General features: G+C 42.1%; 12 protein-coding genes. 6 read left to right on the top strand and 6 right to left on the bottom strand.

Features of this window, described 5'->3' with window-relative positions:
- Positions 1 to 172: 172 nt before the first annotated feature.
- Positions 173 to 3202, bottom strand: a complete 3030-nt coding sequence (locus QZZ41_RS10600; protein ID WP_295071621.1) for a glycoside hydrolase family 9 protein — start codon at positions 3200 to 3202, stop codon at positions 173 to 175.
- Positions 3203 to 3397: 195 nt separating this feature from the next.
- Here QZZ41_RS10600 and QZZ41_RS10595 point away from each other — a divergent pair, with 195 nt between their 5' ends.
- The 6 genes from QZZ41_RS10595 to QZZ41_RS10570 all read left to right on the top strand — a co-directional run bounded on the left by QZZ41_RS10595 (position 3398) and on the right by QZZ41_RS10570 (position 11909).
- Entirely contained in the window at positions 3398 to 4057 is a 660-nt protein-coding gene (locus QZZ41_RS10595; RefSeq protein WP_295071618.1) for a response regulator transcription factor, read from the top strand.
- Positions 4058 to 4139: 82 nt separating this feature from the next.
- Positions 4140 to 5054, top strand: a complete 915-nt coding sequence (locus tag QZZ41_RS10590; protein ID WP_295071615.1) for an ATP-binding cassette domain-containing protein — start codon at positions 4140 to 4142, stop codon at positions 5052 to 5054.
- Positions 5047 to 5757 carry an ABC transporter permease gene (locus QZZ41_RS10585; RefSeq protein ID WP_295071613.1) on the top strand — a complete coding sequence of 237 codons (711 nt, stop codon included), beginning with the start codon at positions 5047 to 5049 and terminating at the stop codon, positions 5755 to 5757. The genes QZZ41_RS10590 and QZZ41_RS10585 overlap by 8 nt, the downstream gene beginning before the upstream one ends.
- Positions 5758 to 5771: 14 nt before the next feature.
- A complete protein-coding gene (locus tag QZZ41_RS10580) occupies positions 5772 to 6644 on the top strand; it encodes a sensor histidine kinase KdpD (RefSeq protein WP_295071610.1) in 873 nt (290 codons plus the stop codon).
- Between the two features lie 177 nt (positions 6645 to 6821).
- Positions 6822 to 9854 (top strand): EAL domain-containing protein, encoded by a 3033-nt coding sequence (locus tag QZZ41_RS10575; RefSeq protein WP_295071607.1) that lies wholly within the window; start codon positions 6822 to 6824, stop codon positions 9852 to 9854.
- 174 nt (positions 9855 to 10028) lie between these two features.
- Positions 10029 to 11909, top strand: coding sequence for an EAL domain-containing protein (locus QZZ41_RS10570; RefSeq protein ID WP_295071604.1), 1881 nt, complete (start codon positions 10029 to 10031; stop codon positions 11907 to 11909).
- Between the two features lie 41 nt (positions 11910 to 11950).
- On the opposite strand, the gene queF is transcribed toward QZZ41_RS10570, so the two are convergent.
- Genes queF through queD form a run of 5 tightly spaced genes read right to left on the bottom strand, consistent with a single transcriptional unit; the run spans position 11951 to position 14800 of the window.
- A complete protein-coding gene (gene queF / locus QZZ41_RS10565; RefSeq protein ID WP_295071601.1) occupies positions 11951 to 12448 on the bottom strand; it encodes a preQ(1) synthase in 498 nt (165 codons plus the stop codon).
- A gap of 1 nt (position 12449) precedes the next feature.
- Positions 12450 to 13136, bottom strand: a complete 687-nt coding sequence (gene queC, locus QZZ41_RS10560; RefSeq protein WP_295071597.1) for a 7-cyano-7-deazaguanine synthase QueC — start codon at positions 13134 to 13136, stop codon at positions 12450 to 12452.
- Positions 13137 to 13146: 10 nt separating this feature from the next.
- The gene (gene folE / locus QZZ41_RS10555; protein ID WP_295071594.1) at positions 13147 to 13716 is read right to left on the bottom strand and encodes a GTP cyclohydrolase I; all 570 of its coding nucleotides are present in this window, start codon (positions 13714 to 13716) and stop codon (positions 13147 to 13149) included.
- A complete protein-coding gene (gene queE / locus QZZ41_RS10550; protein ID WP_295071731.1) occupies positions 13716 to 14378 on the bottom strand; it encodes a putative 7-carboxy-7-deazaguanine synthase QueE in 663 nt (220 codons plus the stop codon). Before queE ends, folE begins: the two co-directional genes overlap by 1 nt.
- Positions 14375 to 14800 (bottom strand): 6-carboxytetrahydropterin synthase QueD, encoded by a 426-nt coding sequence (queD, locus tag QZZ41_RS10545; protein WP_295071591.1) that lies wholly within the window; start codon positions 14798 to 14800, stop codon positions 14375 to 14377. Before queD ends, queE begins: the two co-directional genes overlap by 4 nt.
- Positions 14801 to 15049: the final 249 nt, after the last annotated feature.

Raw genomic sequence — 15049 nt, 5'->3', positions numbered from 1 at the left:
ACAATTTATATGCATAATGACAATCGACTCTTCATTCGGTCTTTCTTTCGTGTTACAGATATATAAAAATCGCGCGTTTTATACAAATGGTATTCCATTATGTGTACTCTGTCTTTCTATATAGTATAAACGAAGCACGGCTGCCCAAGTGGACAGCCGTTTTAAAATTTTTTTATTTACTTAAATTCTCTACCTTATGAAGAAGGAATTCCTGTATGCGGAGAGCGTCATTATTTGTAATTCCCTTTGATGATTTATCAACGTCAGCGTTGACTTTTCCCTGCTCAGTAAGAGCGTATTTGTCACTTCCGCCTACACCGTACTTATCAGGATTTGCAAGTGACTGCATTATAAGCACAACATCACCCATGTCAACTGAATCATCACAATTTGCATCGCCGCTCTTTGTAGGTTTCAGACCTTCAGATGATACAGTCGTCGTAGTTGTAACAGAAGTAACTGTAGTTGAAGTATTTGTAGTTGTTGTTACAGCCGAAGGCTCAGACTTTACGTTATCTTCAAAGAATGACATATCCCAAGCAAGTGCTGCCTGCCATTGAGGAGCCATAACATTTACGGAGTAAGCCTCTACAGAGTCGGCATATTTCTTCTGCGTACCGCCTCTTTCATTGTATTTAATAAGAGTTCCTTGTGAATAATAATCGCTTATCAGACCGTTTGCTCCGGAAACCATTACTCCGTTGGGAGCTTTTGGGAAACTGTCGTTCAGCTCATTGAGCCAGTAATAGCTTACAGGATCATTTACATGATATGAACCGTAGCCTGTAACATAGGATATGCCAAGAGCATTTCTTCCGAAGATATAATTCAGTGCATTCTCGGCATAATTCCTGAACGTCTCATCTCCCGTAGCATCATAAGCATAGGAAAGAAGTACCGCATTATCAGCCATGATCGCATTTGAACCGTATTCATAGCCTATAAAGAAATCCATGATATACGGGATATAAAAATCTCCGCAGTATGGTTTATATGGTACTTCCATATAGTTGTTTTTCGTATCCTTTGCAGCAGTATCAACGATATTTTTCGCAGCTGCCTTGATATTTCCGCTTATTTTCTGCTTATCCTCTGCACTTACATTATCGCTGAGATAAAGTGACATAGTTCCGAGATCGGCAGTATTTTTCTCATCAAAGGTATTTAATGAATACTGATAAAAGTCTGTTGCGCAAAAGCCTGATGTTATACCAAATGCATCATCAGTATCAATTTCTTCATTTTTACCCTCATAAGCACTGAGAACATCATAGTACTCTTTATCTCCTGTAGTTGCAAAAAGCTCGCAGGCTGCCCAGTAAGCCTCATCTCTTACACTGTAATCGAGAGAGCCCATACCATTATCAGGTGTAAATGCAGTATCAATTTCGGACCGCGTACTCCTATAAGCAGCAACATCCCATTTTTCTCGGTAAGCCATTATCGACTCCCACGCTGCCTTGGCATTTGCAAGACACTTCTCGGAAAATTCCTTGTCTATGCCCTTCCACAAACGTGCAGCCTGAGCAGCACAGGCTATCATATCAAATGTTGCAGCATAAGTCGGCGGAGTAACAACACGCACTTTCTCTAACTTTTCGGGATTTTTATAGGTCTCTCTGTAATCATAAAAATAAGCATTTTCTACATTATGATATACAAAATTTGCGTATTTATCGCCCCATATGCTGTCCTTTTCAGGATCTACCATCATTTTGAACATGAATTCAAGCTCATATCTTGCTTCATCAAGGACATCAGGAGCAGATTTACCTGTAGTCTCGTTTTCCGGGACGTTCATTGTCTTGCCGTCAGCCCACTTATCAGCAGTACCGTTTTTCAGTGACATTTCATACATATTCTGGAGAAGCCATACCGTATTTGCTCCTGCCACAATATCCTTCGTCATAAATTCATCGGTATACCATCCGCCCGAGACATCGATCGGTGTTTTTTTATCAGCTGACGATTGATAGTAATAACTGTAAGGCTCCTGCCATTCCTTCTGCAAATATGCCTCATCAACCTCATAGAAATCCTTATGTGCAAGCTTTGCCTTGTTCTTTTCGTCATCACATGAGGTGATATATTTCTCCTCGATATCTATGCCCGAACGTGACTGATATAAAGAATTCATTGTATCACTGAGGACACCTTTATATATGTTATTTCCTATGGTAAACTCGTGGCTGACGTATTTTTCATACTGTCTGCCTGATTTCTTATTAGTATAAGTATTTTCAGTATCGTCCACACGGATAGTGTATTTTCCCTGAGCCGTCACCTCGGAAAAATCAATTATCTGACAGTATTCTTCAGCCTCAGTATCAAATCCGAGAGGCTGTGTCTTGCCCTTGTAAACTGCGTTTCCCTTTTCATCAAGCACCTGAAAGTCCATGCTCTCCTTTTCAGTGCTTGTTGCATATGTGGCTCTTTTCACGGAATAAGGATAATATCCCAGCTGATTGAGTCTTACATCGCTTCTCGGAGTAACTACACCAAGTTCGTCCTCCTTATCCCAGCCGCAGGTTATTTTGTCACTGTCGGTACACTCACCGCAGGTCACACATTCCAGGGACATATTATCGAATTTGAGCACAGTATCAGTAGGAAAAGCTTCAAACTGCCCATACTTCCATGAATGTGCAAATTCAAATCCCCACACTGCATCATCTATAGTCCTGTTAGCTGTAAATGTTGAGTCAAATGAGTTTTTGCCCTTTTCGATCTTGACGACTGTCCATGCTTCAGGGAATGAGTCTTTATTATTCCGCCATATCAGATTACTGGAGTCATAAACAAAATCATCATCTGTCATGTCATATAGAGAATCTATATATGTATCGAGCTCGCCCTCTTCGGTAGACTCTAACTCCCAGTGTACTTTATAAGTATGCCCCTCTTCAAGATGTATTTTTTCGTGTCTGAACTGTAGATCTGAACGATCACCGTTTCCATGACTGAGTATCTTGATATTATACGAACCGTCCTTAACATCATACACAGCACTTGCCGATGAATAAGTAAGGACTTTCCACGGTTTGCCGATACCGTCCTCAAAATCGCTCGTTCCGACACACTGTACTGCCGCCGTATCAGCTGTATCCGCCGATACATTTGCAGGTATCAGTGAAAACGTCATTGCCGCCGCTGATACTGCGGCTGTAAGCTTGCTGAATAGTTTTTTTCCCTCTCTTTTCATGTTTTTTCATCCTCCTCATTGTTGAATAATAGAATAAAATATAGGTATGGTGCTTCTATTATTATAGACTATTCTGCCAATAAATTCAACATTTTTGTGTAAAATAGTATTCATCACATACAACAGCAATGCCACTTGAAAAAATCGGCAGCAGATGTTATAATAATATGAAAAAGGAAAAAGGTGGACAGCACTATGGCAGAAATAATGATAATAGATGATGATACACATATAAATGATATGCTCTGTGAAGTCCTGCAAAGTGAGGGCTACACCGTATCAAAGGCATATTCGGGCACAGAAGCACTTCTGCTCCTGTCAGGCAGAAAGCCCGACCTTATACTCCTTGACCTTATGCTCCCAGGGCTCAGCGGTGAAGAGCTCCTGCGCAATATAAACGGTATCCCTGTTATCGTAGTCAGTGCCAAAACAGCCACTTCCGATAAAGTAGGGCTGCTTCTCGGCGGTGCTGCCGACTACATCACAAAGCCCTTTGATATTGATGAGCTCCTTGCAAGGATAACCGTACAGTTCCGCAAAAGCCGCAGTTTATCGGAGGGCGTGATAAGATGCGGAGAATTGCAGCTCGATACAGACTCTCACACCGTTAAATACGGTCAGAAAGATATAAAGCTCACAAGAACGGAATACGCTATCCTAAAGCTGCTCATGCAGAATGAGGGACACGTAGTCGCCAAGCTCACCATACTTGATAAGATAAGCGATGATACCCCCGACTGCACCGAGGACTCGCTAAAAATACACGTCCATAATCTCCGCAGGAAGCTGAAAGCCGTATCCGATACCGACTACATATCAGCCGTATGGGGCATAGGCTTCATGCTGAAATGTTAACCATATCTTAACTCATTCCTTAACCGTTTTCTTAACCATTTGATGTTATAATGGTCTCAGAAAGAAAAAAGGAGGTTCTTATATGGACTATGTACTAAAAACAAATGCCATTTCAAAAAAGTACAAAGACTTCAAAGCACTTGACGGACTTACCATGAACGTGCCAAAGGGGTCTATATACGGATTTGTAGGCAGAAACGGCGCAGGAAAAACTACGCTCATACGCACGATATGCGGACTTCAGCCGCCGACTGACGGCACATTCGAGCTTTACGGAGTAAAAAACACAGACAGTGCCATATGCGACACAAGGAAGCGAATGGGAGCGGTTGTAGAGACTCCCTCTATCTACCCTTATCTCACAGCTAAACAAAATCTTGAGATACAGCATAAGATAATGGGAGTTCCAAGCCTTAAAAGTACAGACGCGCTTCTTGAGCTTGTAGGTCTTAAAGATACGGGAAAGAAAAAAGCAAAGGATTTTTCTCTCGGTATGCGTCAGCGTCTGGGAATAGCCGTTGCACTCTGCGGAAATCCCGATTTTCTTGTGCTTGACGAGCCTATAAACGGTCTTGATCCGCAGGGAATAATCGAAATGCGTGAGCTTATACTTAAACTCAACCGCGAAAAGAATATAACCATACTCATATCCAGCCATATCCTTGACGAGCTCTCAAAAATAGCAACTCACTACGGCTTCATAAACGGTGGACAGCTTATCCGCGAAATGAGCGCTGAAGAGCTTGAAAACGAATGCCGCAAGTGTGTGCGAATGAAAGTCACCGATACTTCCGTCCTCGCAAGAACTCTTGACGGAATGGGCATAGAATATAAAATAATCGACAATGAGACAGCCGATGTCTTTGCTTCACCGAATATAACCAAGCTTGCTTTCAGCCTGTGGGAGGAAAAATGCGAGATACTCTCCGTATCCGAGCACGATGAAAGCCTTGAAAGCTTCTTTATATCACTTGTAGGAGGTGGCATCAATGAATAAGCTCTTAAAAGTAAACATAAGCCTGATAAAATACAGGTTCGATATCAAATGCTGCATTGTATTGGGTGCAGTTTTGGGCGTAGTCGAAGCCGTTGCGTGTCATCTCAAAGACGACCTAACATGGTTCGGTATGTTTGAAATGGGGGTACTCATGGTAATGATGCTGTCAGCAGTAGGCGGACTATTCATAAGCCGTGATTATTCAAACAATACCATACGCAACAAGCTTACCGTAGGTCACAAAAGAAACGATATTTACCTTGCAAACCAGATAACTGAGATACTCATATTCTGTCTGCCATTGATACTTTATATAATTACTTCCGTCATTTGTAACATCTGCTTCATAGGCACAAAGGATCTTGATATATCCGCCTTTACAAAGAACGTTATGGTCTGCCTTTTAGCGAATATTGCTATATCTGCCATAACCACATTTATCGCTATGACTGTCAAAAGCAATGCAGGCGGAGTACTGCCTATAATACTTATGTACCCATTGCTCTTTTTCTCCGTTATGGCAGAGGAATTCCAGGATATAAAGTGGCTGAAAACCATTAATGACATAAGTCCTCTGAGTCAACTTACGATTCTGATGACACCTGATAAAAACCCGTGGACACACATATTCTATTCCGTATTGATCACCATAGTATTTATACTTGGCGGAATGTCAATATTCCGCAGGACCGATCTCAAATAAACAGGAGGTAAAAAATGGTATTATGTCTGTTATGCGCCGCAGTAGTAATAATACTGCTCATTGCAAAGATATATACGCTGAAAAAGTCAGCACGGGAAATATCCGAGCAGTTTGCTGACAGACTGAAAAACGATACCAATAATCCTGTCTATGTTACAAGCAGCGACAAGGACATAAAGCAGCTTGCCGACAGCATAAATACTCAGCTCTCCATACTCCGCAAGGAACAGCTATCATACATCAACGGCAACAACGAACTGAAAAACTCTATTACAAACATCTCCCACGATCTGCGCACTCCCCTTACAACTATACGCGGATACCTTGATATCGCAAAAAAGACCGATGATACAAAGAAGCTCCACAGATATATGGATATAATCTCAGAGCGCACAGAAGCCATGCAGAAGCTAACAGAGGAGCTTTTCTGCTACTCCATGATAGTATCGAAGGACGAAGCCCCTGAGCTTGAAGATGTTTATATCAATCAGCTCCTTGCAGAGTGCATAAGCAGCTTTTACCCTGTACTGACGCAAAACAATATAACACCTTCCATAGATATTACCGATGAAAAAATAATACGCCGCGTCAATAAAGAATCGATGTCCCGTGTATTCTCAAATATACTCAATAATGCGGTAAAATACAGCAAAGGCGACCTTGATATACGCCTTGACGATGCAGGCATAATAACTTTCTCAAACACTGCCGATGAAATTACGGCTGTACAGGCAGAACAGCTCTTTGACCGTTTTTACACTGTCGAAACCGCCCGCGGTTCAACAGGTCTCGGACTTCATATAGCACGTTATCTGCTCAGTGAAATGGGCGGAAGCATAACAGCCTCCTACGAAAAAGGAAAGCTTACATTCACAATAACATTATGACCTAAGCCCTCACAGCATTGCTGCGAGGGCTTTTTACTGAATATACAATTTATAAATTATTCACATATTGTCATTGACTATATATGATAAAAATGTTATAATATAGGAGATTAAATACGATATTATTGTCATCAATTGATTTTATTTAACTAAATATACATTACGGGGGGTTTTTGTATGTTCAGTAACGATAATGTATTCTATAAAATAGCTGAAGCTCTCCTTGTTGACTATTCGAGCGTTTACTATGTGAATGCTATTACCAATGAGTATCAATGGTATTCTGTCGACCCCGAGTTCCATTCTCTTCACATAGAACAAGGCGGTGAGGACTTTTTCAAGAATATAATCCGTGATGTGGACAAGGTCGTTTATGAAGAGGACAAGCATATTTTCTTGGAAGATTTCAAAAAAGAAAAGCTTCTGTCTGACGTAAAAAAAGGCTCAATGCAAAGCATAGAATACCGCCTTATGATAGACGGACAGCCTGTTTATCATACTCTCAGACTCATTCGCGGATTAAACGATGATGAGGATTTCTTTATACTTGGTGTTATCAATATTGACGACAGAGTCCGCGACCGCGAAAGATTACAGTTGGCAGAACACGAGCGAGATATATATACCCGTATATCCGAATCTCTTGCCTCATATTATGATGTATTGCTGTATATCGATGCGGAAACCGGCGACTTCTCAGAGTTTTCATTTGATAAAAAAACAGGCACAATATGCGTAATAAATGAAGGAACGAAATTCTTTGACAATATGTCTTTAATGATAAACAAGAATATTTATCGTCTTGATAAAAAAAGTGTAATGAGGTCACTGACCAAAGAAAAAATCGAAAATGAACTTAAAGATAAAAAACAGTATATCATTGAATGTCGTGTAATTTCAAACACCGAACTTGTGCATACACGTTTCACTGTTATGCTGTCAAGCAACCATACACATTTCATTATTGGCGTCGAGAATATCGAAGAAGAGTTAAAAAAAGAACATGAACGGCTGAAAGCGCTGAAAATAGCCAATGAAATGGCTCGCCGTGATGAGCTTACAGGAATAAAGAACAAAAACGCTTTCTACGAGCTTGAAAAGACAGTACAGAACAATATCGACAACGGTCTTGACTATCTGCCCTTTGCTATAGTTGTATGCGATATCAACGACCTTAAACGAATAAATGATTCTCTCGGTCACAAGGCAGGCGATGAGTATATCAAGGCTTCATGCAAGCTAATATGCGATATCTTCTCTCACAGCCCTGTTTTCAGAGTGGGCGGCGATGAATTCGTGGTATTTCTCAGAAGTTCAGACTTTGAAAACCGAGCTTCTCTTCTCGAAGAGTTACATAATCATGTGATCGAGAACCAGAATAAAAAAGAAGGACCTATCATCGCAAGCGGCATGGCTGTTTACAATCCTCAGCACGATAAAATGTTTACCGATGTTTTTGAACGTGCCGATACTATGATGTACGAAAACAAAAAATGGCTCAAAGAAGGTGCTGTCAAGCCGCATATGCACGGTCCCGACAGTCTCGATGCTCCAATACCTTTAGACAGAAAAAAGAAGCTCGATGCACTTTTTGATGCTTTTTCTGTTGTGGCTGAGGACACTTACGTCTATGTATGCGACATGAAGCATGATTATTCACGCTGGTCAAAGGCTGCTGTAAAGATCTTTGGCCTGCCTTCAGAGTATATGCTCGGCGCAGGCGGTATATGGGAAAAGCATATCCACCCTGATGACGTTGAGATATATCATTCGGGAATATCTTCTATCTTCTCGGGAAATACCTTAGGTCATGATATGCAGTACAGAGCAAGAAAGCTCAACGGCGACTATGTTCTTTGCACCTGCCGCGGCGTAGTCATCAGAGATCCCAACGAGATACCCGAGTTTTTCTGCGGCTCTATCCGCAACCACGGTGTACACGGTCATATCGACCCGCTTACAGGTCTCAAAAATCAGTACGGCTTCTTTGAGGATCTTGAGACTAATATGGTCAAGAACATACAGATGCGCATATGCATGATAGGTATAGGAAAATTCTCCGAGATCAACGAGGTATACGGATATCACTTCGGCAATTTCGTTCTCCAGAAATTCGGAAGATATATGTTTGATAACGTTAATAAATCGGAAAGCATCTATCGACTTGACGGAACAAAATTCGCAGTTATGTCCACTCTTTCAGTTGAAGAAATGAACGACAGATACGATAAACTGCGCACACATTTCAGACAGGGCTTTTTCATTGATGATAAGTACATTATCCTTGATCTGAATGCAGGTCTGCTTACGGTAGATAATTTCCTGATAGACGTTCAGACCGTATATGCCTGCCTTAACTTCGCATACGGCGAATCAAAGGTACGCAGACAGGGCGATCTTGTTGAATTCTACAATGACCTCAACGACGAGAACAAGCAGAGGATAGAAAAGCTCCATGTAATAAGAGCTTCCATTATGCAGAATTATCAGGGATTTTACCTGCTGTATCAGCCCGTTGTTGATGCTGTATCGGAAAAGATAATCGGCGCGGAAGCACTTCTCAGGTGGAAGAATGATGAATACGGCATTGTACCGCCCGATCACTTCATTCCTATCCTCGAAAAGGATCCCCTTTTCTTCAAGCTTGGTCAGTGGATACTGAAAACCGCTATACTCGGCGCAAAAGAGCTTATGAAAAAATACCCAGACTTTATAATCAACGTCAATCTTTCATATACTCAGCTTGAGAAAACAAATTTCCTTGATATGGTATTCGATACCCTTGAGGCTACCGACTTTCCTCCAGAGCATCTCTGCCTTGAAATAACGGAGCGATGCAGACTTCTCAACATGGAAATGCTTAAAAACATTATTGTAAATCTGCGCGGAAGAGGCATACTGATAGCACTTGACGACTTCGGAACAGGCTTCTCATCAATGGAGATAGTAAAAGAGCTGCCATTCGATGTCATAAAGATCGACAGAAGTTTCGTTATGAAGATAGAGGACGATCTTAAAGAACGCACCTTTATCAAGACATTTGCAGAAGTATCCTCTACATACGGAGCAAAGGTCTGCGTAGAGGGAATAGAGACAGCAGCAATGAGACATATCCTGCTGAATTATCATGTTCACAGCTTGCAGGGATATTATTATTCACGCCCGATAGAACTTGAAAAGCTGCTCGAAATGGATAACAATAAAAAATAATAATTGCAAAGCAGCATAAACGCATTTTCAGTTCGTTTATGCTGCTTTTTGTTCATTTATAAAACTTTGCAATACAACATTAACAGTATATTATAATAATTATGCAAACTTAATAGTTTTTTTGTGATATAATACATATATATAGCAAATAACATCAAGAAAAGGAGGGGTTCAATGGTTCAAAGTATGCAAATACAATTCTGTGCTTTGATAATCCTTCTGCTTATATGCTACTACTCATTCAAAAGGCAAAGCGTCATACTTGAAAGTATGTGGATATATCGTCAGCTGGTTCTGGTAACTACTTTATGTGTCATAGCTGATCTGTGTTCTATAGATGCCATAATAAATGCTCCCAAAATAGAAGCGGCGATATTCTGTAAGATATATCTTTTATTTGTAATATGGACAAGTTACCTGTCCTTCAATTATATATGCTATGATATTGTAAAACTGCGAAAGCAAAAAAGACTGCGGCGCATTTTCTTCGCCGCCACATTCATACTCAGCATCATACCATTCATGCTGCCGATATACTGCATAAATAAGGATAATGAAGTATACAGCTACGGTCCTGCTGTAATATACACATTCATCGTTGCACCTTTATATATAATCGGTTCTATCATAATGATACTTTTCTTCAATAAACAGATGAACCCCTACCGCAGTCACGCAGCTATGCTATGGATGGTACTCGAGACCGCAGGTGCTACGATACAGCTTTTCAATCGTGAACTGCTTCTTGTAAGCCTTTCAATGGCTCTCGGAATAACCATACTCTTTGCAAAAATGGAAAATCCTGACTCAGGTATAGACCGAAATCTCGGAATATACCGTATCCAGATGCTATATGAATACATAAAACAGCTTTTTGACAACAACAAGCTGGATCAATCATTCATTATCATAAACAACGAAGATATGGAAAAAACCATAGTTTCGGAAGATCTGCTGCTGGAAATATCAAATTACCTGAAAAAGCTGTCAAACGACAAGGTCTTCCGCGGAATATCAAATGATCTTATTGTCGCTTTCCCTGATGACGGTACGCTGGATAAGAAGATGATAGAAATAAAGAAGAGATTTGAAGCAGGCTGGTCTGATAATCAGTTCCCAAATCCGCATTTTATCTCTGTCCCTTCATTGAAGCTTTTCAAAAATATAGCCGAATTCGGCATGGCATACCGTTATTATTCAAATATCGTAAGCGAAAGTCATGACGACTTCTTCGTTATCGACAAGGAAGCTATCCTCAATATGGAGAATTACCGCTCCATGCAGAACGAGATAAAAGCTGCTCTCAGCGAAGAAAGGTTCGAGATATTTCTACAGCCCATATACTCGGTACAGGAGCAGAAATTTGTATCCGCAGAAGCACTCGTGCGTTTGCGCAGCAGCGACGGCAGTATCATAATGCCGAACAAATTCATTCCTATCGCCGAAATGTCGGGACAGATCGAACAGATAGGCGAAAAAGTATTCGAGCTCGTATGCAAACTTATACACGACCACGATATAACCTCTATAGGTCTGCAATACATTGAGGTCAACCTTTCGGTAGTCCAATGCGAGAATCCAGATCTCGCACCGAAGTTTTTCAGGATAATGCATAGATACGGCATTGACGCAAAAAAGATAAATCTTGAGATAACCGAGTCGGGCGCGATAAAGCAAAATGACATACTTCTTGAAAATATGGAGTATCTCCGCAAATATGGCTGCTCATTCTCTCTTGACGACTTCGGTACAGGAGAATCCAACCTGAACTACATATTAAATATGCCAGTTGATATCGTCAAATTCGACCGTACTATGGTCAACGCATATTTCAAAAGTGAAAAAGCAAGAATAATGTTTGAAGCGGTAACAGAGATGATAAAACGTCTCGGTATGCAGATAGTTGCCGAAGGAGTCGAGGAACAGCCTCAGCTTGAAAAGCTTTCCAGACTCGGTATAGACTATATACAGGGATATTATTTCTCAAAGCCTATACCTGTCAGCGAATGCCTCGATTTCGTCCGCCGTAACAATTCCTCCACCTCCAAAATATAGCAAACAGCCGTCCATTTTAGCAATGGGCGGCTGTTTGTGTATCATCTGTTATTTATGCTTTCGGGATAGAGGTCGTGATGAGAAAGTCTCTCCCATGCAAGCTCCTCCCACTTAGTACCCGGCTTGCCGTAATTGCAGTACGGATCAATGGAAATACCGCCGCGTGGCAGGAATTTTCCCCACACCTCGATATATTTCGGAGACATGAGCTTTATGAGGTCTTTCATGATTATATTAACGCAGTCCTCATGGAAGTCGCCGTGATTGCGGAAGCTGAAAAGATAGAGCTTCAGCGACTTGCTCTCCACCATTACCTTATCGGGGACGTATGATATATATATTGCCGCAAAGTCAGGCTGTCCTGTAATAGGACAAAGGCTCGTGAACTCAGGACAGTTGAACTTTACGAAATAGTCATTGTCAGGGTGCTTGTTGGGGAATGTTTCAAGTACGGACGGATCGTAATCCGAAGAATACTTTGTATTGTTATTGCCGAGAAGAGTGATGCTTCCCTTTTCGTTTTCGCTTCTGCCGCTCATATTATTCTCCTTTCATAGCAGGGTCGTGGATACCGTTTGCCTCAAATGCAGCTTTCCTGTCACGGCAGGTGCCGCAGACTCCGCAGGGCTTATCGCCGCCCTCATAGCAGCTCCATGTGAGCTCATAGGGTACACCGAGTTTCAATCCCTTAGCCACTACCTGTGCTTTGTTTATGCCGATAAACGGAGCGACAACTTTAAGCTCGCAGCCGCTTCCGAGATAGATAGCGCGGTTTATAGCGTCATTGAAATCGCTGCTACAATCGGGATAGGCATTGCCTGCCGCATCATCGCTGTGAGCACCGTAGTATATCTCGGTACAGCCGTTTGAAAGAGCGATACTTGCCGCAGATGCAAGGAAAAGTCCGTTTCTGAACGGAACATATGTTGAAACAGGCTTGCCGTCAGTCTTTTCGAGCTGCTCGGCATAGCTCTCCTTGGGGATATCTCCGCTTGAACCTTTCAGGAGCGTACAGTCACTGTCAGCAAAGATGAGCGCAAGGTCAAGCTCCTTATGCTTTACACCGTAATGAGAAGCTATCTTGCGCGCAGCTTCAAGCTCACGGCTGTGCTTCTGACCGTAATAAAGAGAAAGTGCCAGCACATTCTCAGCACCGTATTTATCAACTGCAATAGCGAGACAGGTAGTACTGTCAACTCCGCCGCTAAATAATACCAAAGCCTTCATAGTATCCTCCTCAGTCGAATTTAACAAGGTCTTTCAGTTCTGCACTGTCGCGGAATGCACCCATAAAAGTACCTGTTACTGTCTTTGCATTTGGATTGCGGATACCTCTTGCTGTCATGCAGCTGTGGCTACCGCGTATCATTACTCCCACATCGGGAGTACCTGCTGCTTCGGATATTATCTCGGCAATATCCCTGCCAAGTCTTTCCTGCAATTGCAGACGCTTTGCAGCCATATCACAGATACGTGCTATCTTGCTGAGCCCAAGTACTTTACCGTGAGGGATATACGCAACATTCACGCTCATATCATACATGAGAGCGATATGATGCTCACAGTAGCTAAAAACGGTTATATCCTTCATAACAACAGCACTGTCCATATCGGCATTGTAATCCGCTTCAAATGTCTTTCCGAACATTTCTGCTATCTGATGATTTGTATAGGCAGTTCCCTCAAGTACTTCCTCAAGCATACGGGCAACACGGGCAGGAGTTTCTTTAAGTCCCTCTCGCTCAGGATCTTCGCCTATTGCCTTGAGTATTCCGAGAACATGATATTCTATTGCTTCTCTGTCCATTATACGCCCCTCCTTGAAGGCTCCCAGATAAACTTATGCAGCTGGAGCTGAAGCCTTACACCGTTCATTTTACGCTCTTCCATAAATGTGACTATATCCGCAGGGTCTATCTCTCCGAAAACAGGACTGATATACACATGACAGCGTCCCACAAGTCCGTATTCATCTATTATTTCCGCAGCCCTTTCAAGGTCTTCCATGCTGCCCGATACGAATTTTACTGTATCATGCTCACCGAGAAGGCGGAAATTATCCCTGCACATAAATTCTTCCATACCGCTTGACGGCAGCTTGTAATCCATAGTGAATACGGGACGATACTGCGCATCAGCAAGCCTGCCAAGGTATATACTTCCGTTTGTCTCTATCTCCACACGGCAGCCCTGCTTCATAAGCAGTTCAGCAACCGCATCACATTCCTTTTGCATAAGCGGCTCTCCGCCTGTAAGAGTAACGTTTTCAACTCCTTTTTCAGCCACCCACTCTGCGATCTCCTCAGGTGTCTCGTAGTCCGCAGGAGCAGACTCGCAGTTTGCCCATACGGTATCGCAGTAAGAGCAGCAGAGATTACAGCCTCTGAAACGAATGAATGCAGCAAGCTCACCTGCATGAGCTCCCTCACCGTTAATACTTATAAATTTTTCAACTACAGGAAGCATCAGTTTTCCTCCTCATAACACGCACAATTCTCAGGTGTTTCGTATACTGCAACGCTTTCTACTGGAAGTCCCTCTGCTTTGAGTATCCCGTAGAAATGCTTTGCAAAATTCTCGGCTGTGGGACGGAAGTCCACCTCGATAAGGCGGAAATTCTCGTCATTGAGTGCCGCAAGAGTCGCAGCTTTCAGCGAACCCTTTTCGTATATAAGCACATGGTCAAAGCTTTTTGCAAGAGTACGCACTGCCTTTTTAAAATCGGCGAAATCTACGACCATTCCGCGTTTTTCTCCGCCGGCAGTAAGCTCGCTGCTTTTAACGACCACCTCTATTTTCCAGCGGTGTCCGTGAATATTTGCGCATTTTCCGTTATAGCCTGCAAGGAAATGAGCACTGTCAAATTCCGCAGAAGTTTTCAGTCTGTACATAATATCACCTCATGGATATACGTCGGACGCATCATAACGCCGCCTTATAAAATAAAAAGCGTCTGCCATGAGCAGACGCACCTGTTTCGTAAAAAGAGCGCAGTTCCCTCTGCACTCACAGATGCCCTGGTTTTGTTTAACGACAGGATGGCGCAAACGAACTGTCGGGAAAATACTCCGTTTCATATTATAACATCTGTAGGTGAATATGTCAAGCACAAAAACGAAAACGGTCCTGATATTGCATCA

The sequence above is a fragment of the Ruminococcus sp. genome, assembly GCF_016283395.1.
Note: the sequence above shows the minus strand (reverse complement) of the source record. Positions and strands in the feature narration are given on the sequence as shown.

Bases quoted from the DNA above. Each gene is read 5' to 3' on its own strand.
- QZZ41_RS10600 (WP_295071621.1), bottom strand. From the start codon at position 3,202: ATGAAAAGAGAGGGAAAAAAACTATTCAGCAAGCTTACAGCCGCAGTA.
- QZZ41_RS10595 (WP_295071618.1), top strand. From the start codon at position 3,398: ATGGCAGAAATAATGATAATAGATGATGATACACATATAAATGATATG.
- QZZ41_RS10590 (WP_295071615.1), top strand. From the start codon at position 4,140: ATGGACTATGTACTAAAAACAAATGCCATTTCAAAAAAGTACAAAGAC.
- QZZ41_RS10585 (WP_295071613.1), top strand. From the start codon at position 5,047: ATGAATAAGCTCTTAAAAGTAAACATAAGCCTGATAAAATACAGGTTC.
- QZZ41_RS10580 (WP_295071610.1), top strand. From the start codon at position 5,772: ATGGTATTATGTCTGTTATGCGCCGCAGTAGTAATAATACTGCTCATT.
- QZZ41_RS10575 (WP_295071607.1), top strand. From the start codon at position 6,822: ATGTTCAGTAACGATAATGTATTCTATAAAATAGCTGAAGCTCTCCTT.
- QZZ41_RS10570 (WP_295071604.1), top strand. From the start codon at position 10,029: ATGGTTCAAAGTATGCAAATACAATTCTGTGCTTTGATAATCCTTCTG.
- queF (WP_295071601.1), bottom strand. From the start codon at position 12,448: ATGAGCGGCAGAAGCGAAAACGAAAAGGGAAGCATCACTCTTCTCGGC.
- queC (WP_295071597.1), bottom strand. From the start codon at position 13,136: ATGAAGGCTTTGGTATTATTTAGCGGCGGAGTTGACAGTACTACCTGT.
- folE (WP_295071594.1), bottom strand. From the start codon at position 13,716: ATGGACAGAGAAGCAATAGAATATCATGTTCTCGGAATACTCAAGGCA.
- queD (WP_295071591.1), bottom strand. From the start codon at position 14,800: ATGTACAGACTGAAAACTTCTGCGGAATTTGACAGTGCTCATTTCCTT.